The organism is Streptomyces sp. SM11, assembly GCF_002910905.1.
GTDB lineage: Bacteria > Actinomycetota > Actinomycetes > Streptomycetales > Streptomycetaceae > Streptomyces.
In genome coordinates this window covers 1-19,492 of sequence record NZ_NEUE01000230.1, presented here as the reverse complement: position 1 = coordinate 19,492, position 19,492 = coordinate 1, and the positions used below count along the sequence as shown (strand labels likewise).

Below are 19,492 nucleotides of genomic sequence, written 5' to 3'. Positions count from 1 at the left end.
ATGCCGCTCTGCGGGCCCGCCTGGTGCTGTGGACGGCCGAGGGGCGGCGACGCAAGGACATCGCCGAACTCGCAGGAGTCGCACCGAATACGGTGGACCGCGCCAAGGCCCGTTACCTCGTGGGCGGGATTGCCCAACTGGCTTCCCGGAAACCCGGCGGCGGACGCGATCAGGTCCCCGCGACCACTCGGGCCCGGGTGATCGCATTGACGAAGACAACCCCGCCGACGGAATCGGGGCTGTCCCACTGGTCCACGCGGACGCTGGTCAATCACATGAAGCGGCGCGAGGGCATCTCGGTGTCCTGGCACTACGTCGCCCGCATCTGGCGGGAGGAGAACCTCAAGCCGCACCGGAACGGCACCTTCAAGATCTCGAAGGACCCCGCATTCGCGGACAAGGTCGCCGATGTCGTCGGCCTGTACCTGGCCCCGCCCGGCGGCGCGGTGGTGCTGTCCATTGACGAGAAGACGCAGATACAGGCGCTGGACCGAACCCAGCCGGTACTGCCGGTCACCTTCGGCGCGGGCGAGAAGCGCACCCACGACTACGTACGGCACGGCACCACCAATCTGTTCGCCGCCCTCAATGTCCATACCGGTGAGGTGACCGGCGAGTGCAGGCCGAGCCGGAACGGGGCAAGCTTCCTCGCCTTCCTGAAGAAGGCGACCAAGCCGCACGCCGGCAAGGAGATCCATGTCGTCCTGGACAACCTGTCCACGCACACCACGCCGGAGGTGAAGGCATGGCTGGAGAAGAACCCCCACATCCGCTTCCACTTCACTCCCATCGGTTCCTCATGGTTGAACCAGATCGAGATCTGGTTCGGGATCCTGACTCGGCAGTCCATTCGCCGGGGCACGTTCTCCAGCGTCAACGTCCTGGTCAAGCAGATCCGCGACTACATCAACTCCTGGAACGAGGACGCGAATCCCTTCACCTGGACCGCGTCCGCCGAAGAGATCCTCGCGAAGGTCCGCGTCGTCCAGACCAACATGAAGAAACTCGTTAATAACAACTCAAACTGACACGATCAGGATCACGAGACACTAGCTATGTCCATGTTCATGACCAGTCGGTAGTGCGTGTACAAAAGCCGTGGTCAGCCGCTGAATCGGGCTGAGGGGGTGGCGGTATGTTCCCCCGAGGGGGCGGCTGTTCAACGGCTCATGGTGCGTGCGCGATACGTGAGCGGACGTTCCGGAACAGCCCGGATTCGGCCGGATCGCTCAACACTGCTCACCCCATTCGACCAGGCGTCCCCGGACAGGGCGACGTCACCCGGCATCAACCACCAGCCCCCGGCCAGGACTTTTAATCCGTTGGTTGTGGGTTCGAGTCCCACACGGCCTACCGACAGGCAGGGCAGGGGCAACACCCTGACCTGCGGGAGTGCCCCGACCGGGCCTGACCGGTCGGGGCACTCCGTTGTGCGTGTGCGTGTGTGTGAGCGGATGGACCGGCGTAACCGGTACTCCGGTGCCCGCCCCCTCGGTCTGCTGCCCGCCCCCCTCGGTCTGCTCAGCGGTTGCGGAGCTCGGCCAGGGTGTTGTCGAGATCGGCGGCGCGCGGCCGGTTGTGGGGGAGCTTGGTGAGCATGGCTGCCATGCCGCAGGTGTTGGTGAGGGCGGAGAAGACCAGTCCGGCGGCGATGCCGGCCGAGAGGATCTGGAACGCCGGGTGGACGAAGGCACCCAGGAGGAGGCCGATCAGGACGACGGCTCCGGCGGTGAAGCGGACCTGGCGTTCCATCCCCCAGGTCGCACGGGTGGTGCCCTGGGGGCGGTGCAGGTCGTGGCCGTCGGCTGCCCAGGCGCTGGTGCCACCGGAGAGGGTGGCGGTGGTGATGTGGTGATCGGCGAGGATGCGGCAGGCGTTCTCGGACCGTGCGCCGGAGGCGCAGACGACCAGGATGTCCCCGCGCTCGGCGGCGTCGCGGATGTCGGGCAGGGACCGCTGGATCTGGTCGATGGGGATATTGAGGGCGCCGGGCAGGTGACCGCCCGCGTACTCGCCGGGGGTGCGGACGTCGATCACGGTCAGTTCGTGCAGGCGGGTGCGGGCTTCACCGGTGCCGAGGGTGGTGGGTGTGGTCATGGCGGGTGTCATCCCTTGCTGTCGGCGGGGCTCCCACGCGGGGGAGTATATTTACCCCCGGGGGTATGTAGTGAGGAGTGATGATGGAGCTTGATCTGGCGGGTGCGGAGTTGAAGGCGGTCCTGAACCGGCTTCGCAGAGCGCAGGGGCAGATCTCCGGGGTGATCCGGATGATCGAGGAGGGACGGGACTGCGAGGAGGTCGTGACGCAGTTGGCGGCGGCTTCCCGGGCGCTGGACCGGGCCGGGTTCGCGATCATCGCCACCGGGCTGCAGCAGTGCCTGACCGAGATGGAGGACGGCGGCCGCATCAGTGAGGACCGTGACGCGATGCGCGGTCGGTTGGAGAAGCTGTTCCTGTCCCTGGCCTGAGCCGACGGGCGGCCCGGCTCAGACGACCACGTCGATGAGCATGACGGCCGCCACCGCCAGCAACGCGAGCGCGAAGATGCGCTGCAGGGTCCGCCCGGTGATCTTCGAGGCGAGCCGCTTGCCGTCCCAGGCCCCGAGGATCGCGGCCCCGGTGAACGGGGCGATCACCTCCCAGCGCAGGTCCCCGCCCGTCCCGGCCCGTGCGGTGAGCGCGGCCAGGGAGTTGACGGTGATGACCAGGAGACTGGTGCCCACCGCCTGCCTCATCCGGAGGCCGAGGACCCCCACCAGGGCCGGGACCGCGAGGAAACCTCCGCCCACGCCGAGGAACCCGGTCACCGCACCGAGTCCGGCGCCGGCGCCGACCGCCTTGGCGGGACGTACCCGCTCGGGCGCCTCGGTGGCGGCCGGGCGGAGCATCCGCAGGGCGGCCAGAGCCGCGACGATCGAGAAGGACCCAGTGAGCACGGCGGCCGGGAGGCGTCCGGCGGTGACTCCGGCGAGGAAGGCGGGGCCGATGCCCGCGAGGGCGAACAGAGCGCCGGTCTTCCAGGCGACGTCGCCGTCGCGGGCGTTGGCGTACAGGGCGGTGGCGGAGGTCGCCGTGACGATGATCAGGGCGGCCGTGGTCGCCGACGCCGGGGAGAAGCCGAGCAGGTAGATCAGAGCGGGCACCGCGAGCACGCTGCCACCGCCGCCCAGGGCGCCGAGGGCCAGGCCGATGACGGCCCCGGCGATCAGGGCGAGGATGAGGGTGCTCATGCTGTCGAGCCGCTGTTCCCGCGTTCGTCGACGACCGGATGTCCGGCGGCGGCCCACGCGTTCATGCCGCCCTCCACGTCCACCGCGTCCGTGCCCCGCTCGACCAGGAGCTTCGCGGCCTGCGGCGAGCGGTGCCCGCTACGACAGATCACCACCAGCGCCCGTCCCCGCGCGGCGGCGGGCGGGGGCGCGCTCGCGGCGAGTCCCGTCAACGGGGCGTGCACGGCGTTCGGGGCGCACCCGGCCTTCCACTCGGGCTTCTCCCGCACGTCCAGGAGTACGGCCTCGGGCCGCTCACCACCGGTGCGGGTGCGCGCTTCGTCCACGGACAGGCGCGGCGCCTTGTCGTTGAAGGGGAACATCGTCGGTCTCGCCTTTCTCTTCTGCGTTGCGTTCGGGGCCGGTTCAGCCGGTCACGACGGTCAGTCCGGCCTCGGCGGCGGCGCCGAATCCGTCGTCGACGGCCACGACCCGCCGTCCGGCGGCGTCCAGCAGGGAGGCGGCGATGCCCGCACGCATACCGCCCGCGCAGTGCACCCAGACCGTGCCGTCCGGCACCTCGCCGAGCCTGCGGTGCACCTCGTGGATCGGGATGTGGACCGAGCCCTCGATCCAGCTCTCCGCCCTTTCGGAGTCCCGGCGTACGTCCAACACCACGATCCCGTTCGTGTCCTGGGCCGCGAGTTGCGCGAACGAGGCGCGCGGGAACGCCGCCGGACGCTCACCGTCGCGCAGCCAGGCTTCGGGGCCTCCGGCCGCGGCGGCGATCGGCCGGTCGATACCGACCCGGACCAACTCGCGTTGAGCGGCGGCCAGTTGCTCGGAACTCTCGGCGAGCAGGGTGACGGGCTTGCCCCACGGGATCATCCAGGCGAGATACGTCGCGAGTTTGCCCTCCGCCTCGAAGTTGAACGAACCCGCCACATGGCCTTCGGCGAAGGCGATGCGGTTGCGGAGGTCGACCACCCACTCCCCGGCCGCGAGCCGTGCGGCGATCTCCTGCGGATCGGCGACGGCGGGAGGGGTCAGGTCGACCGGGTCGGGGCCGGTCGCGTTGGCGGGTCCCATGTGCGCGTAGTAGGCGGGCACGTCCTCCAGTCCGGCGAGCAGCTCGGCGACGAAGGTGTCCACGTCCGCGGTCAGCGCCATGTTCGCGGCCTTCTCCCTGCCGATCGTCGTCGCGTCGCCGTCCGCCTGCGCGGACGAGCAGAAGCTGCCGAACCCGTGAGTGGGCAGCACGGCCGTGTCGTCGGGCAGTTCGTCGGCGAGCCGGTGCGCCGAGGCGTACTGGGCGCGGGCCAGCTGTTCGGTCAGCCGCGGCTCGACGAGATCGGGTCGGCCGACCGTGCCGATGAGCAGCGAACCGCCCGTGAACGCGGCCACGGGTCGGCCCGTGTCCCGCAGCACGTACGCGGTGTGATGCGGCGTGTGTCCGGGCGTCGAGACCGCCGTGAGAGTCAGGTCGGCGTCGACATCGACCGTGTCGCCGTCGGAGACCGGGGTCCGGGCGAAGGACACGTTCGCCCTCGCCGGTACCAGATAGACGGCGCCCGTGATCCGGGCCAGCTGGAGGCCGCCGGTGACGTAGTCGTTGTGTATGTGGGTCTCCACCACGTGAGAGATGCGCACCCCGCGCCGCGCGGCTGCGTCCAGCACCTGGTCGACGTCTCGAGGTGGGTCCACCGCCACCGCCGACGACTCGCCGCCTGCCAGGTAACTGCGGTTGCCCAGCCCTTCCAGCTCGATCACTTCAACGAAGAACACGGTGATACTCCTTCCGCGCGAAAATTACCCCCCGGGGTATGCAATCGACCCTAACACTATTACCCCCGGGGGTATATTCGAAGGTGGCGGCTGTCACGGTGCCAGGGCCCGTCCGGGGCCCCGCGCCGCGCGTGACGAGAGTGGGAGGAGACAGTCCCTCATGCCCTGGGACTCCTCATGCCCTGCGACCGCACCGTGAGCGTCGAGGCCGGTTCCGTCCGGACCGCCCGGTCCGCCCGCCCGGTCCGCCCGCCCGGTCCGCCCGCCCGGTCCGACCGGGCGGTCCGGGACAGCGCACCACGGCCCGGCACCACCCACCCGCTCCCGGCCAGGGCTTTTGATCCGTTGGTTGTGGGTTCGAGTCCCGCATGGCCTACCGGTCACCGGGCGAGGGACTCCCTCCGGCCCGAGGCGTTTCGCTGTGCGCGGGCTCTCACCGCGGGCGTGAGGTGCGCCCCGCCGTAATTGGTCAGCGGCGCGCCGGGAATGCCGTAGAGTTGTGTTCACCGACGCGGGGTGGAGCAGCTCGGTAGCTCGCTGGGCTCATAACCCAGAGGTCGCAGGTTCAAATCCTGTCCCCGCTACTGAAGGCCCGGGCCCGGCACGCACAGCGTGCCGGGCCCGAGTCGTCTTCCGGTGCCGCGATGTTCCGGCTTGACCTTGACGCAGCGTAAAGATCTAGCGTTTCCGGCATGGAGTGGTCCATTCAGGAAATCGCCAGAAGAGCCGGCACCACGAGCCGCACGCTCCGGCACTACGGGGACCTCGGTCTCCTCACGCCGAGCCGGATCGGGAGCAACGGCTACCGCTACTACGACCAGGACGCCCTCGTCCGGCTGCAGCGCATCCTGCTGCTGCGGGAGCTCGGTCTTTCGCTGCCCGCCATCAAGGACGTGCTCGCGGGGCAGCGGGACACGGAGGTGGCGCTGCGGGCGCATCTGCGGCTGCTCGAACAGGAGCAGGCGCGCATCGGGCGGCAGATCGCCTCGGTGCGGACCACTCTCCACAAGACCCAGGAGGGGATGGAACTCATGGCCGATGAAGTGTTCGACGGCTTCGACCACACCGCCCACGAGCAGGAGGTCACCGAGCGCTGGGGCCGGGACGCGTACGAGGAGGGCGACCGCTGGTGGCGTTCGCTCGGGGACCGGGAGAAGCGGGCGTTCCAGGACGAGCACGAGGCCATCGCGCGTGACTGGGGGCGGGTCGGAGAGGCCGGGCTCGCCGCCGACGGGGCCGAGGCGCAGGAACTCGCGCGGCGGCACTGCGCGTGGCTGTCGTCGGCCAAGGAGCCCAGCCGTTCGTACGTGATCGGGCTCGGTGAGATGTATGTCGCCGATCCCCGCTTCGGAAAGAACTACGATCGCCACGGGGACGGCACCGCCGCCTTCGTACGGGACGCACTGACGGTCTACGCGGAACACCGGCTCTCCGACTGACCACCGAAGGCCGGGCCTCCGTCCGCTTCCCCCTATTCGGCCGATGCCCGGTCGCCGCTCGGCGCGGCTCCGGGAAGCCTGGACGGGGCGCGGTACCGTCCGCAGCCGTGGGTGGACCGGGCAGGAGTGCACAGGTGGGGATGGCCGAGAGACGGCGCAGCGGCACGGCGGGGAGCATCGACGCCGTGGGCCGTGCGGTGTTCGGGTCTCCGGAGGGCAACGTGACGCCCGGCAGCCGGGGGTCACGCCGGTTCGTCCGGATGCTGCCCGCCCTGCTGATCGTCGGTGGGCTGGTGTTCGACTCACTGTCCCCACCCAACTTCACCGCCGTCCCCCTGTTCGTCGCGGCCCCGCTGATCGCCGCACCGTTCTTCTCGCTGTCCCGGACCGTCCGCACGGGCATCGCCGCGATCCTCTCCGTCGTCGCGATGCGCTTCTCGGACGGGACGTCCACCCAGGTGGTCCCCGTCATCGAGATGATCACCGTGCTCACCGCCTCGGTGCTCGCCCTCGTCATCAACGGGGTCGTGCGGCGCAGCAACGAGCAGCTGGCCTCGGCCCGGGTCATCGCGGAGACCGCCATGCGGGCCGTGCTGCCGACGCCGGCCGAGCGGATCGGCGGACTCCAGGTCGCCGCCCGGTACGAGGCGGCGCAGGCGGACGAGTTCGTCGGCGGCGACCTGTTCGCCGTCGCGGACACCCCGTACGGCGTACGCCTGGTCGTCGGCGACGTGCGCGGCAAGGGGCTGGACGCGGTCGAGGCGGTGGCGGTGATCATCGGAGCGTTCCGGGAGGCCGCCGAGCAGGAGCTCTCGCTGGAGGGCGTGGCGCAGCGGCTGGAACGGGCGTTGGCACGGGAGGGGACGCGGCGGTACGGACTGGACGCCATGGAAGGGTTCATCACCGCCGTGCTGGCCGAGATCCCGCCCGGTTCGACCTCGCTGCGTCTCGTCAACCGCGGTCACCCCGAGCCGATCCTGCTGCACGCGGACGGCGCCCTGGAGGTGCTGGCGCCCTCGGTGCCCGCGATGCCGCTGGGGATGGACCTGGGGGTGTGGCCGGACCGGGCCGACGAGTGGGCGATGCCCGCCGGGGCGACCCTGCTCGCCTTCACGGACGGGCTGTCGGAGGCCCGGGACGCGAACGGGGTCTTCTACGATCCGGCGGCCCGGCTGCGCGGCCGGATCTTCCCGGGGCCGGAGGAGCTGCTGTCGGCGCTGACCGACGACGTACGGCTGCACACCGGGGGGCGGTCCACGGACGACATGGCTCTGCTCGCGGTCGGCCGCCCGGCGGAGGGGCAGCCCGTGCGCCGGACGACGGTGAAGATCGTGGGCCGGGGCGAGGACACCGGGCACTGACACCGTGCGTGACCGAAGGGCACCGCTCCGCATAACATTTGACACACTGTCAGAAAAAGAGGTGCGCCCGAGGCGTGGTCAAGTCGCCCGATTCCGCCCGCTTGTGACCCGTACATCCCTGTCCTGTTCGTTAATGATCAACAGGAACGGCTTGGAATAGGGCCCGTGCTTCTATTAACGTTCGATAACGCAGCGCGGTCGTCACAGCCGTCGTCAGAGACGGCGCCGCGCGCGAGCGCCGAATTCCGCAAGGAAACCGGGGAACCACCTCCATGGGGTGAATCGGACGCCTGCGTCTCGTGAGAGACGGAGGGGCCCGTAGGAGACCTTCCTGCTCCGAACCCGTCAGCTAACCCGGTAGGCGAGAAGGAAGGAAAGGAGTGCGCCCACGTGGCGTCCAACAAGCCTGCCCCTGAGGCCCCGTCACCCTTCAGTGCCGACACCTTCGGTGGCGCGGAGCGGTCCTTGGAGGAATGGAATCCCACCGAGGAGTCCATCCGTCCCGTGCGCGGCAGGCACCGCGTAGCCAAGCAGCGTGGTCTGGCCCGTAGCTCCACCGTCCTCGGGGTCGGCGTCATAGCGGCCGTCGGTGCGGGCGGCATGGCCACCGCGCAGGACAAGGCGCCGGTCTCCATCTCCCTTCCCGATTCCATCGCGGACAACCTCCCCGACGCCAAGTCCCTTCCCGGCGTCGGGTCCTTGATGTCGGACGAAGCGGAATCCGTCCCGGTCGCCGCGTCCGCGCCGCTCACCACCGCCGGCCTCACCACCGCCGAGGCCGAGCAGGGCACCGACGCCGGCGAGGCCCTGCGCGCCCGGATCCTCCAGCAGGCCGAGCAGCAGCAGGCCGGCGCCGACTCCGAGGCCAGGGCCGCCGCCGAGAAGGCCGCGGCCGAGGCCGCCGCCGCCGAGGCCAAGAAGCAGCAGGACGAGGCCGAGGCCGAGGCCGCCGCGAAGAAGAAGGCGGCGGAGGAAGCGGAGCGGAAGAAGAAGGAGGAGGAGCGGCTCGCCAAGCTGGCCGCCAGCTTCTCCCTCCCCACCTTCTCGTACACGATCACCTCGACCTACGGTCAGTCCGGCGCACTCTGGTCCTCGGGCCAGCACACCGGTCTCGACTTCGCCGGATCGGCCGGTGCGCCGCTCAAGGCCGTGCACAGCGGCACGATCACGTCGGCCGGCTACTCCGGTTCGTACGGCTACCGCACGGTGCTCCAGCTGGAGGACGGCACGGAGATCTGGTACGCCCACCAGTCCTCGATCGAGGTCTCCGTCGGCCAGAAGGTCACCACCGGCCAGACCATCGGCCGCATGGGCGACAGCGGCAACGTGACCGGGGTCCACCTCCACCTGGAGGTCCACACCGCGGGCGGTTCCGCGATGGACCCGATGGCCTGGCTGAACAGCAAGGGCCTGAAGGTCTGAGCCCCGCCCCCCCGGCCCCCGGCTGACGTCCTTCGTCGCCGACCCCTGAAACCCCGGCAGCCCTGACGCACACCCCCCGACGCCAGGGCTGCCGGTCTGTCCGGGGACGGTACGGTCCCACCGGGGCGGTGGAATACCACCCCGGTCCCGGCCCGTTGGACCCTCACATGACTTCCGCGCGCACTCTCGGTACCTCCGACCTCCAGGTCTTCCCCCTCGCCCTCGGCGGCAACGTCTTCGGCTGGACGGCGGACGAGGAGCAGTCCTTCGCCGTCCTGGACGCGTACGTCGCGGCCGGCGGCAACTTCATCGACACCGCCGACGCGTACTCCGCCTGGGCCGAGGGCAACGAGGGCGGCGAGTCGGAGACCGTCATCGGCACGTGGCTCGCCTCCCGCGGCAACCGGTCCGACATCGTCGTCGCCACCAAGGCCGGCGCCCACCCCGACCACCGGGGCCTCTCCGCCGGCACCATCAAGGGCGCGGCCGAGGCCTCGCTGCGCCGGCTCGGCACCGACCACATCGACCTCTACTACACGCACTTCGACGACGAGACCGTACCGGTCGAGGAGATCATCACCGCCCTCGACCAGCTGGTGACGGACGGCAAGGTGCGGCACATCGCCGCCTCCAACATCAGCCCGGAGCGGCTGCGGGCCTCCCTCGACTTCTCCGAGCGCGAGGGCCTCGCCCGGTACGTCGCGCTCCAGCCGCACTACAACCTGGTCTCCCGCGACACCTACGAGGGCGAGCTCCAGGACACCGCGGCCCGCGCCGGCCTCGCCGCCGTCCCGTACTACGCGCTCGCCTCCGGCTTCCTCACCGGCAAGTACCGCCCCGGTGCCACCGTGGAGAGCGCCCGCGCCGCGAAGGCGGGCGGCCACCTGGAGTCGGAGCAGGGCCGCAGGGTGCTGGCCGCCCTCGACCAGGTCGCCGGGGAACGGAACGCCGAGATCGCGACGGTCGCCCTCGCCTGGCTCGCCGCACAGCCGACCGTCGCCGCCCCGATCGCCTCCGCCCGTACGGTCGAGCAGCTCCCCGCACTTGTCGCGGTCGCCGATCTGCGGCTGACGGACCGGGAACTCGCCCTGCTCACCGAGGCGTCGGCCTGAGCCCGCTCCCTGCCGTACGTCGCCGGCACTACCGCGGTGGGCGTCGGTGGTTCGGCGGTGCGCCGCCGTACGGCTGGGGCGGCGGGTAGGGGAACGGGGCCGGCTGCGGGACCGGACCGCTGTACCCGTACCCGTACCCGTATCCCTGCCCGTACGTCTGTCGGTGTCCGGCCCCGGGCACGGACACCTGCCCGTGCCCGTAGCCGTAGCCGTAGCCGTAGCCGTAGCCGTTTCCGGTCCCGGTCCCGGGCGGCATCGGGGAACTGCGGTAGTGGTGGGCGCCCGGGCGCCACGTGAGGCGGGCCGCGTGGGTGAGGGCCGGGGCCGCGACCTCCCGGCGCTGCCAGAGGTGGTGCAGCAACTCCCGCTCCCGTGCGCCGAAGTCCGGGCCCACCGCGCCGTGGCGGGCCCGGCGGCGCAGTCCCGCCAGGGACGTCGCGAACGACTCGTACTCCGCGACCGCGCGGGCCGCCGCCCGGCCCCGGGTCCGGTCCGGCTGCCAATGGCGGGCCAGGTCGCGGGCCATGCCCCGGGCCCGCATGGAGGAGAGCGCCGACGGTTCGGCGGGGGTGAGCCAGCCGGCCGCCGCATACGCGGGCAGCTCGGCCGCCAGCGTGCGCAGCTCCCGCTGGCGCGACCAGATCGCCAGCCAGGTCACCAGGCCGAACGCCGGGACCATGACGATCCCGTACACCGCGTAGAAGCCGTACGGGCCGAAGGCCGACGAGCCGTTCCACAGGGCGTGCAGCCCCATCGCCAGGAGCAGTCCCAGCAGCGGCAGGGCGATCCTGCGGGCCCGGTGGCGGCGGGCGCTGACGGCCGCGAAGCCGAAGCCGAGGCCAGTGAGGACCGTGAACAGGGGGTGTGCGAACGGCGACATCACGATCCGCACGAAGAACGTCCCGGCCGTCACCGAGGCGAACCCGGAGCTGCCCAGCTGCTGGTCCTCGCCGAAGGCGTTGCCCAGATAGAGGATGTTCTCGGTGAACGCGAAGCCCGTCGCGGTGAATCCGGTGACGACGACGCCGTCCACCACCCCGCTGAACTCACGCCTGCGGAACAGGAAGATCAGCAGCACGGCCGCCGCCTTCGCGCTCTCCTCGACCACCGGGGCGATCACCGTCGCCCCCAGGGTGTCGGCGCTCGCCGGGTCGGCCGTCGCGGTGGCTATCCAACGGGTCGCGAACGAGTTGGCGATGATCGCGACGAGCGCGGCGGCGCACGCGCCCCAGGCGAAGGAGAACAGCAGATTCCGCCAGGGGCCCGGCTCGACCCGGTCCAGCCAGCGGAACGCCGCCATCAGGAGCGGCACCGGGAGCACCGCCAGGCCGAGGCCGACGAGGAACCCCTCCGGGCCGGTCTGTTCGCGGACGAGGGCCAGGATCACCAGCCCGCACAGCAGGAGCGCCACGATCACGGCACCGGCGCGGAACACCCTGCTGCGCCACACCATGCCCACGCGGCGCGGCCGGTAACGCTCTTGGCCGCGCTCCGGCGCGGCGCCCAGGGCCTCGTCGAGCCGCTGCTCGTGGAGGACCGGGACGGCGGGCCGCGTCTGTTGATGCTGCACGGAGGGGTCGGACACCTCTCGACCCTAACGAGGGGCACTGACACCCGGCGACGGCGCATCCGGCCGGGAAGCGGCTGCGCGTGGTGGGTCAGACGCGGGCGAACAGCAGGTCGTGGACGACGTGCCCCTTGTCCAGGCCCTGCCCCTCGAAGCGGGTGAGCGGCCGGAACGCGGGACGCGGGGCGTATCCGCCGTCTGCCGCGGTGTTCTCGAAACAGGGGTGCGCGGTGAGCACCTCCAGCATCTGCTCGGCGTACGGCTCCCAGTCGGTCGCGCAGTGGATGATCGCCCCTGGCTTCAGCACCGGGGCCACCAGGTCCAGGAACTCGGGCTGGATCAGCCGCCGCTTGTGGTGCCGGGCCTTGGGCCACGGGTCGGGGAAATAGACCCGCAGGCCGTCGAGCGACCCGGGGGCCAGCATCTCGCGCAGCAGGATGATCGCGTCGCCGTTGGCCACCCGTACGTTGGTCGAGCCCGCCCTGTCCGCGAGGCCCAGCAGATTGCCCTGGCCGGGGGTGTGGACGTCGACCGCGAGGATGCCGGTGCCGGGGTCGTCGGCCGCCATCTGCGCGGTGGCCTCGCCCATGCCGAAGCCGATCTCCAGAACGACGGGCAGGCCGTCGAACATCTCGGCCAGGTCCAGGACGCGCTTTCCGTCGATGTCCAGGCCCCACTTCGGCCACAGCCGCTCCAGGGCGTCCTGCTGGCCGGTCGTGACCCGGCTGCGGCGCGGCTGGAAGCTGCGGATCCGGCGCTCGTGGTGCGAACCGGCGGGGTCCGCCGCGGGACCGCCGGGGAAGCGGGGTTCCTGGCGCAGCCGGCGAGCGCGCTCGAAGGAGGCGGCCCGCAGCGCGGCGGCTTCGTCGGGCGTGACGCCGGCGGTGGCATCGGCGGTGGCGTCGGCGAGCGCGTCGGCCGCCGTGGAGCCGGTCGCGGCCGCGTCGGCGTGCGTGTCGACGGTCGTGGCGTCGTCGGGGGCCGTGGCGGGGGTGGGGTTCAGGGGCTGCTCAGACACAATGACCGGATTCTACGGCGGGCGGCTTCCACCCCGTCTCCCGAGCCCGGCGCAGCGCGCGCCGCGCCACTTCGCGTCCGACGGGCAGGCACGCCGTCGCGGCGGGCGACGGGGCGTTGAGCACATGCACGGTGTGCGGGGCCTCGCGGATCAGGAAGTCGTCGACCAGCGTGCCGTCCTTCAGCACCGCCTGGGCCCGGACCCCGGCGGGCGACGGGCGCAGGTCCTCCTCGGTGACGGCGGGCAGCAGCCGCCGGACGGCCCGGGTGAAGGCGGGCCGGGACAGCGAGCGGTGCACCTCGCCCGCCCCGTACCGCCAGTGCCGGCGGGCGATGTGCCAGGTGCCCGGCCAGCTCAGCGTGGACAGCAGTTCGGCGGGGCGGACCTGAGGCCAGGTGTATCCCTCGCGGGCCAGGGCGGGGACCGCGTTCGGACCGACGTGGACGGAGCCGTCGAAGCCCCGGGTGAGATGGACGCCGAGGAAGGGGAACGCCGGGTCCGGCACCGGGTAGACCAGAGTGCGCACCAGCTCGGGGCGGGCCAGCGTGTAGTACTCGCCCCGGAACGGCACGATCCGTACCCCCGGGTCGTCACCGGCGAGGCGGGCCACCCGGTCGCAGTGGAGACCCGCGCAGTTGACCAGCGTCCGGGCCCGGACGACCAGGCCGTCCGCCGTACGCACCGCGACACCCCAGGGGCGCCGGTCTATCGCGGTGACCTCCGCGCCGTACCGCACGATGCCGCCCGCCGCGGTGACCTCGGTCGCGAAGCGGGTGGCGACGGCGGTGAAGTCGCAGACGCCGGTCGTGCCGACCCGGATCGCCGCCAGGCCCCGGACCTCCGGCTCGTACTCCGCGATCTGCGCCGGGCCCAGCTCCCGCACCGGCAGCCCGTGCTCGCGGCCGCGCTGCACCAGGCCGTGCAGCCGGGGCAGCTCCGAGCGCTCGGTGGCGACGATCAGCTTGCCGGTGGTGGCGTGGGCGATGGAGTGCTCGCCGCAGAAGTCCGCCAGCTCGGCGGAGCCGCGCAGCGCGTACCGGGCCTTGAGGGAACCGGGGCGGTAGTAGATGCCGCTGTGGATCACGCCGCTGTTGTGGCCGGTCTGATGGCGGGCGGGACCGCGCTCCTTCTCCAGGACCGTCACCCGGGTGCCCGGGGCGGACCGGGTGATCGCATGCGCGGTCGACAGACCGACGATCCCGCCGCCGATCACCAGCACATCGCAGTCGTACGCCGCGTGCGTCATCATCACGCCACCTCCCACCCCGATAGTGCACTGACCCACTGACAACCGGCTCAAACCTGAGCGGGGCAGGGCGTGGCGCACACTTCGCCCGGCGGGCCCGTCGCCGTGTTCCTTCCGCGTGCTCTCCGTCGCCGGCTCAGACCGGGGTGACCAGCAGCGGGCGGGCCCGCTCCCGCAGCTCCGCGACGCGGGGCTCGTCCCCGTACGGCTCCAGGCGGTGCAGCAGATCGCGTACGTACTCCGTGGTGCGGGCCGAGGAGATCCGGCCCGCGACCTCCACCGCCCGGGTGCCCGCCGCGCAGGCCGCGTCCAGATTGCCCGACTCCAGCTCGGCGACGGCGGACACGACGAGCCGCAGCCCGTGGCTGCGGACGAACTCCTCGGTCGGCCGGGACAGCGCCTGCTCGGTGAAGCGCCGCACCTGGAGGGGGGCCTTCAGGTCCCGGTAGCACTCGGCGGCGTCGGCGGCGAACCGGTCGTAGCCGTAGAAGCCGAGCCAGGGCGGGTCGGCATCGCCCCCTCGGGACCGCTCCAGCCAGCTCTCCGCGCCCTTGAGCGCGGCGCCCGCGGCCGGTGCGTCACCGGCCTTCGCATGGGCACGGGCCTCCACCAGCCGGAAGAAGCTCATGGTGCGGGCGGTGGCGAGACCGCGGTTGCGCTCGACGGCCGCCTGGGCGAGGTCGACGCCTTCGTCGGCGAAGCCGCGGTAGGTCGCCTGGAGGGACATCGAGGCGAGGACATAGCCGCCGAGCGGGACGTCGGCGGCGGCCCGGGCCAGACGCAGGGCCTGGATGTAGTAGCGCTGGGCGGCCTCCTGCTGCCCGGTGTCGAAGGCCATCCAGCCGGCCAGCCGGGTCAGCTCGGCCGACGCGCCGAACAGGGCCCGTCCGACCTCGTCGGTGTACGAGCCGAGGAGCAGTGGTGCGGCGTCGACGCGTAGACACTCGGGGACCATGGAGGAGCGCCAGTCGCCGCCGCCGTACTTCGAGTCCCACCGCCGGGCGTCCTGCGCCGCCTCGCGCAGCTTCGTCACATCGCTGTGGCCGACCCGCAGCGGTGAGGCGTCCGCCGCGGCCTCCGGGCCGGGCTGTACGGGGACGGAGCCGGCCGCGCCGCCGGGAGTGTGGAGGAAGTGTGCGCCCCGGGCGCCCTGCGTGCCGCGGGCCACCGGACCGGACGGTCCGGCGGGTCCGCCGCCGCGTGCCCCGAGGACCGCCGCCTGTGCCGCCGTCGGGTCCCGGGCCACCGACGGATCAGCGGGGGTTATCAGCCAGCGGGAGGCGGGCGTCGCATAGGCGCTCACCGAGAACGATCCCGCCAGGGACTGCCAGATCCCGCCGCCGCCCCGCCGCCCGGCCAGATCCAGCCGGTACAGCTCGGTCGCCGACCGGACCGCCTCGCCCACGTCCCGGGGGAAGGCGAGGCCGACCTCCGGGGCCGGGTCCGCGTCGGCGAGCCCGATCTCGTGCAGCGGGACCGGCCGGCCGAGCTTGGCCCCGATCGCCGCCGCGATGAGATGGGGCGCCGCGCCCTGCGGCACCATCCCCTTGGCGACCCACCGGGCCACCGAGGTCTTGTCGTAGCGAAGTGTCAGACCGCGCTGTGCTCCGAGGTCGTTGACCCGCCGGGCGAGCCCGGCGTTACTGATTCCCGCGAGGGCGAGAACCGTGCCGAGCTTCTCGTTCGGCCCGCGTTGCTCCCTGGACATGCGCCACCCCTCGACACACAGACAGCCGCCGCGTCACCGAGGACGGCGCGCGGCATTCGTACCGATGCTCCCCAGGTTCGAACCCTCGTACTCCGCCTGCACACGCATGTGGCTGAGCCCCGAGGAATATGCCCCCCTGCTGAGAACACCAGTAAACACAGCGTAGTTCTCCCTTTCCCTACCGTTAAGGGGTAGACGTCCGGATGGCGGGATTGTTGTCCGTGCGGGCGGTCCGGTCCGCCCGGGGCGTCGGTGCGCGGGCCGGGGTGCGGCGTGCTCCCGGTGTGTGGCCGTGCGCCCGGCCGTGCGCTCTGGCCCGGCGATCGCCGGAACGCTTGTCTGGGTACCGCGTGGGTCGGCCCGCTGTACTGGACTCGGTGGGCTGGGGGAAACCGCCGCTCCATTCCCCGCGAGCGGTGGACCGGTCCGGGAGGTGAGGCCCACCTCCCGGACTGTGCGTGGAAGGGCTCGCCAGGGGGACGCGACACGGTGTGCGCGCGTGGTGGCGCTTCGAGAGAATGGCCGAATAGCGACGGTCCGGTGAGGGTCTGGCCAACGGTCCGACTATGGCCGGATATCAGCGCTGTTTCCGGGCGGCGCCGGCCCCTCCCCTTCCGTGGGGGCGGGCCGGGGCGGCGCGGAGACCGTACGGCCCGGCCTCCGTAACTTCCGGAACCCGTAGTTCTGTTGCTGTTGTTGCGGTGAAGGTCGCGTCGGGCCTTTGCCAGGGGCGCATGCTCTTCCGGCGTGCGCTGCCCGTACCCCCTCTCCTGCGGCATTGTCGTGGCAGCATGTCCCGCAGCGGCGTTTCACTCGTCAAGTGCGCCGTTTGTCCACAGCCTGTGGAGGCGGCGATGCGTTGGTTGGTGGGATGGAGCAGTATCGCCGCGAGCTTCGGCACCGTCGGCGCCGTCGGAAACGGCGGAGAGGGGCGCACGGTTCACCCCGTGGGCTCCCAGCTCCTCTGGGGAGACCCGGATCCGCTGTGGGCGGTCGGCGACTGGCGCCCCGACGAGATCCGTGTCATCGGCGTCGCGACCCCCGAAGGCGCGCCCACCGCCCGCCTGGCGGTCCTCGGCTGCTGCGGGGCCACCGACGAGCAGTTGCGCGTGGGACTGCTCGCCGCGCGCGGCGGCGCGATGCGCCATCTCACCGCCTGGCCCGGCAGTTACACCGCCGTCGTGCAGATCGGCCGCCGCAACACCGTCGCCGGCGACCTGGCCGGAGCCCGGCCCGTCTTCCACACCCCCTGGGCCAACGGCACCGCCTACGCCACCGCCGCCCTGCCGCTCGCCGACCTCATCGAGGCCCAGCTCGACATCGGGCACCTCGCCGCCCTGCTCGCCTGCCCGGAGACTCCCGAGGCCCTCGGCCACGGCACGCCCTACGCCGGAGTGAAGCGGGTCCCGCCGGGCCACGCGCTCATCCTGCGGGAGGGCTCGCGGGAGATCACCGGTTACGAAGCCGTCGCCTCGCTGGCAGTCGCCGCACCCCAGACCGACCCGGTGCACGCGGTGGAGGGCGTACGGGACGCGCTCGTCGAAGCCGTACGCGCCCGGCTCACGGCCCCGCGCCACGCGCCGGAGAGCCCACCGCCGGACCCGGGACCCGTCCCCGGTATGGGCCCCGCCGACCGGCGCGCGGCCCGGGGCGGCCCCGTGGCGGGCATCGGCGCCGACCTCTCCGGAGGCAGCGCCTCCGCCACCCTCGCCCTGCTCGCCTCCGGACTGCCCGGACTGCCCGGCACCCTCCTCGGCCACGGCACCGGCGCCGGCGAGCGGCTGCTCGCCGTCACCTTCAACGACCTCACCACCCGCGGCAACGAGGACGAGTTGGAGCGGGCCCACGCCATCGCCGCCAACCCGCGCCTGCACCACGTGGTCGTGGCGGTCGGCGAGGAGGCCCTGCCGTACGCAGCGTTGGAGACCGGCGCGCTCACCGACGAACCGGCCCCCTCCCTCGTCCTCGCCGAACGCCACCGCCGCCGGCTCGCCGCGGGCAGCGCCGACCACCTCGTCGGGCACGGGGCCCGGCAGGTCCTGGACGCGCACCCGGCCCGCCTCGCCGACCTCCTGATGGACCGGCGCAGACGCCACCTCCTGCGTCCCGTCGCCGCCCTCACCAAGGCCGAAGGCCCCACGGCGCACTCCCTGTTCGTCCCGCTGACGGTCTACCGCGCCGCCCGCCGCCTGGCCCGTACGTCGTACCGCACCGGCCTGGAGTCCGCCGCCGGGCTCCTCCCCGACGCCAACCGCTACGCCCCCGACCTCGCGACCCCCGCCGACGCCTCGCTCGCCGCCCTCGCCTGGTCGCGCCCGGGACCCGCGGCGCGCTGGCTGACGGGGGAGGCGCTGGCCGAAGTATCGGTTCGCCTCCAGGCGGCGGCGATCCGGCCCACCTCCGTGCAGCGCCCGGGGGAGGCCCGGGCCCGCGCCGCCCTCGCCCGGGGGGCCGCCGACCACCGGATCCTGGAACAGGCCGCGGAGATCCGCAGCCAGCGCCTGCACGCCCCGTTCCTCGACAACCAGGTCGTCAGGGCGGCCCGCGCGCTGCCCGAGTCGCTCCGCGTCCAGCCCGGCGCACGGGCCGCGATCCTGCGCCGGGTGCTCGGAGGGGCGGGCATCCACGATCTGCCGCCCGGCTGGGGCGCGCCCTCCCAGGCCACCTCGACCGCCGTCACCCGGATCGGCCTGCGTACCGCGCTGCCCGACCTGATGGCCCTGTTCGACGCCCCGCTGCTGGCCGACGCCGGCCTGGTCGAGGCCCGCGTGGTCCGCAAGGCCCTGCGTGCCGCCTCCGAGGGCGAGCCGCTGCCGCTGGACGGCCTGGCGGACCTGGCCTCCACCGAACTGTGGCTGCGCCGCCTGGTGACCCGTCGCGGCACCTGCTGGACGGGTACGGCAGCTCCGCGCCAGCGCGCGGTCGCGGGCGGAGTGATCCCCGCACGGCGCACGCTCCAACGCTGACCGGAAGGAGACGTCGGGACCCGGGGCGATATCCCTGACCTGGAGCCTCAGGACCGAGGGGCCGAGGACCGGGAGCCTCGGGACCGGGAACTCAGGCGCAGCTGATCCGGGATTCCGCCCAGTCGGCCAGGGCCACCGCGCCGAACGGCGTCTCCGGCTCCACCACGAGGCGGATCGAGGACTGGCCGGCGATGTTCACGCTCACGGGGACGGCGGGCTCGCCGCCCTTCACCACCGGGGAGCGCCACAGCCGGGCCCCGTCCCCGTTGAAGACGGAGAAGCGCACCGCGCCGAGCCCGAGCGTCAGGTCGTCCACCCCGACCATGGCCTCGTAGCGCGTGCACGGCCGGTTCAGCTGGATGGTCACCGAGGAGCGGGCGTGGACGGTCACCCCGTGCGCGTAACGGGCGGAGGCGATCGACACGTTCGAACGCTGCCAGACCCAACTGCTCTGCCCCATCGCCACCTCCGGCTCGGTGTGGTCGCCGAACACGGAGTACGCCAGCTCGCTGACCTGATACACCTCCGGGGCGGGCGGGGGCGGCGTGGGTTTCGGCGGCGGTGTCGGCTTCGGGGACGGCGGCGGGCTCGGCGCCGGGGACGCGGGCTTCGGCGGCGGCTCGGGAGAGGCCGGCGGGCTCGGTGTCGGCTTCGGGGCG

Annotated in this window: 16 protein-coding genes, 2 tRNA genes and 1 riboswitch; of the genes, 9 read left to right on the top strand and 9 right to left on the bottom strand. The window is 72.5% G+C overall.

All coding sequences use genetic code 11. From position 1 onward, the window contains the following. Positions 1-1,028, top strand: a 1,028-nt coding sequence (locus tag B9S58_RS24025) for an IS630 family transposase (protein ID WP_103532483.1), incomplete at its 5' end; no start/stop codon positions are given. A 190-nt stretch (positions 1,029-1,218) separates the two neighbouring features. Then, positions 1,219-1,352 (top strand) — tRNA-Lys (locus B9S58_RS38150). Between the two features lie 169 nt (positions 1,353-1,521). Here B9S58_RS38150 and B9S58_RS24020 read toward each other — a convergent pair. Further along, positions 1,522-2,097: a rhodanese-like domain-containing protein gene (locus tag B9S58_RS24020; protein WP_103534144.1), complete on the bottom strand. Its 576-nt coding sequence runs from the start codon at positions 2,095-2,097 to the stop codon at positions 1,522-1,524. Between the two features lie 83 nt (positions 2,098-2,180). Between B9S58_RS24020 and B9S58_RS24015 the strand changes: the two genes are divergently transcribed. Next, on the top strand, positions 2,181-2,468 hold the full coding sequence (locus B9S58_RS24015; RefSeq protein ID WP_103534145.1) for a metal-sensitive transcriptional regulator: 288 nt from the start codon (positions 2,181-2,183) through the stop codon (positions 2,466-2,468). Between the two features lie 18 nt (positions 2,469-2,486). On the opposite strand, the gene B9S58_RS24010 is transcribed toward B9S58_RS24015, so the two are convergent. From B9S58_RS24010 to B9S58_RS24000, 3 genes are read right to left on the bottom strand one after another with little or no spacing between them, the layout of a single operon-like run. Further along, complete coding sequence (locus B9S58_RS24010; RefSeq protein WP_103534143.1) at positions 2,487-3,230, bottom strand: sulfite exporter TauE/SafE family protein; 744 nt, start codon at positions 3,228-3,230, stop codon at positions 2,487-2,489. Further along, complete coding sequence (locus B9S58_RS24005) at positions 3,227-3,592, bottom strand: rhodanese-like domain-containing protein (RefSeq protein WP_103534142.1); 366 nt, start codon at positions 3,590-3,592, stop codon at positions 3,227-3,229. The genes B9S58_RS24010 and B9S58_RS24005 overlap by 4 nt, the downstream gene beginning before the upstream one ends. 43 nt (positions 3,593-3,635) lie before the next feature. Beyond that, complete coding sequence (locus B9S58_RS24000; RefSeq protein ID WP_103534141.1) at positions 3,636-4,994, bottom strand: rhodanese-like domain-containing protein; 1,359 nt, start codon at positions 4,992-4,994, stop codon at positions 3,636-3,638. Positions 4,995-5,504: 510 nt separating this feature from the next. Here B9S58_RS24000 and B9S58_RS23995 point away from each other — a divergent pair. The 5 genes from B9S58_RS23995 (at position 5,505) to B9S58_RS23975 (ending at position 10,328) form a co-directional block, all read left to right on the top strand. Then, a tRNA-Met gene (locus B9S58_RS23995) sits at positions 5,505-5,578 on the top strand. Positions 5,579-5,686: 108 nt separating this feature from the next. Then, on the top strand, positions 5,687-6,433 hold the full coding sequence (locus tag B9S58_RS23990; protein ID WP_103534140.1) for a MerR family transcriptional regulator: 747 nt from the start codon (positions 5,687-5,689) through the stop codon (positions 6,431-6,433). A gap of 140 nt (positions 6,434-6,573) precedes the next feature. After that, positions 6,574-7,794 carry a PP2C family protein-serine/threonine phosphatase gene (locus B9S58_RS23985; protein WP_103534139.1) on the top strand — a complete coding sequence of 407 codons (1,221 nt, stop codon included), beginning with the start codon at positions 6,574-6,576 and terminating at the stop codon, positions 7,792-7,794. Positions 7,795-8,020: 226 nt separating this feature from the next. Continuing rightward, positions 8,021-8,173: riboswitch (cyclic di-AMP (ydaO/yuaA leader) on the top strand. A gap of 11 nt (positions 8,174-8,184) precedes the next feature. Then, a complete protein-coding gene (locus B9S58_RS23980) occupies positions 8,185-9,216 on the top strand; it encodes a M23 family metallopeptidase (RefSeq protein ID WP_103534138.1) in 1,032 nt (343 codons plus the stop codon). Between the two features lie 167 nt (positions 9,217-9,383). Further along, positions 9,384-10,328, top strand: coding sequence for an aldo/keto reductase (locus B9S58_RS23975; protein WP_103534137.1), 945 nt, complete (start codon positions 9,384-9,386; stop codon positions 10,326-10,328). Between the two features lie 28 nt (positions 10,329-10,356). Here the strand turns inward: B9S58_RS23975 and B9S58_RS23970 are convergent, their stop codons facing one another. From B9S58_RS23970 to B9S58_RS23955, 4 genes are all read right to left on the bottom strand, one after another. Beyond that, positions 10,357-11,913, bottom strand: a complete 1,557-nt coding sequence (locus tag B9S58_RS23970) for a PrsW family intramembrane metalloprotease (protein ID WP_103534136.1) — start codon at positions 11,911-11,913, stop codon at positions 10,357-10,359. Positions 11,914-11,986: 73 nt separating this feature from the next. Next, on the bottom strand, positions 11,987-12,913 hold the full coding sequence (gene trmB / locus B9S58_RS23965) for a tRNA (guanosine(46)-N7)-methyltransferase TrmB (RefSeq protein WP_103534135.1): 927 nt from the start codon (positions 12,911-12,913) through the stop codon (positions 11,987-11,989). Beyond that, a complete protein-coding gene (gene lhgO, locus B9S58_RS23960; RefSeq protein WP_103534134.1) occupies positions 12,906-14,162 on the bottom strand; it encodes an L-2-hydroxyglutarate oxidase in 1,257 nt (418 codons plus the stop codon). Before lhgO ends, trmB begins: the two co-directional genes overlap by 8 nt. Positions 14,163-14,295: 133 nt before the next feature. After that, positions 14,296-15,867, bottom strand: a complete 1,572-nt coding sequence (locus tag B9S58_RS23955; protein WP_103534133.1) for a sporulation protein — start codon at positions 15,865-15,867, stop codon at positions 14,296-14,298. 854 nt (positions 15,868-16,721) lie between these two features. Here B9S58_RS23955 and B9S58_RS23950 point away from each other — a divergent pair. Beyond that, complete coding sequence (locus B9S58_RS23950) at positions 16,722-18,833, top strand: asparagine synthase-related protein (protein ID WP_107494951.1); 2,112 nt, start codon at positions 16,722-16,724, stop codon at positions 18,831-18,833. A gap of 91 nt (positions 18,834-18,924) precedes the next feature. On the opposite strand, the gene B9S58_RS23945 is transcribed toward B9S58_RS23950, so the two are convergent. Further along, on the bottom strand, positions 18,925-19,492 hold a 568-nt coding region (locus tag B9S58_RS23945; protein ID WP_181009434.1), incomplete at its 5' end, for an NPCBM/NEW2 domain-containing protein.

What these genes read in the sequence shown, in the direction of transcription:
- B9S58_RS23955 (WP_103534133.1), bottom strand. Translation starts at nt 15,867, where the DNA reads ATGTCCAGGGAGCAACGCGGGCCGAACGAGAAGCTCGGCACGGTTCTC.
- B9S58_RS23950 (WP_107494951.1), top strand. Translation starts at nt 16,722, where the DNA reads ATGCGTTGGTTGGTGGGATGGAGCAGTATCGCCGCGAGCTTCGGCACC.
- lhgO (WP_103534134.1), bottom strand. Translation starts at nt 14,162, where the DNA reads ATGATGACGCACGCGGCGTACGACTGCGATGTGCTGGTGATCGGCGGC.
- B9S58_RS24010 (WP_103534143.1), bottom strand. Translation starts at nt 3,230, where the DNA reads ATGAGCACCCTCATCCTCGCCCTGATCGCCGGGGCCGTCATCGGCCTG.
- B9S58_RS24015 (WP_103534145.1), top strand. Translation starts at nt 2,181, where the DNA reads ATGGAGCTTGATCTGGCGGGTGCGGAGTTGAAGGCGGTCCTGAACCGG.
- B9S58_RS23985 (WP_103534139.1), top strand. Translation starts at nt 6,574, where the DNA reads ATGGCCGAGAGACGGCGCAGCGGCACGGCGGGGAGCATCGACGCCGTG.
- B9S58_RS23990 (WP_103534140.1), top strand. Translation starts at nt 5,687, where the DNA reads ATGGAGTGGTCCATTCAGGAAATCGCCAGAAGAGCCGGCACCACGAGC.
- B9S58_RS24005 (WP_103534142.1), bottom strand. Translation starts at nt 3,592, where the DNA reads ATGTTCCCCTTCAACGACAAGGCGCCGCGCCTGTCCGTGGACGAAGCG.
- B9S58_RS23975 (WP_103534137.1), top strand. Translation starts at nt 9,384, where the DNA reads ATGACTTCCGCGCGCACTCTCGGTACCTCCGACCTCCAGGTCTTCCCC.
- B9S58_RS24020 (WP_103534144.1), bottom strand. Translation starts at nt 2,097, where the DNA reads ATGACCACACCCACCACCCTCGGCACCGGTGAAGCCCGCACCCGCCTG.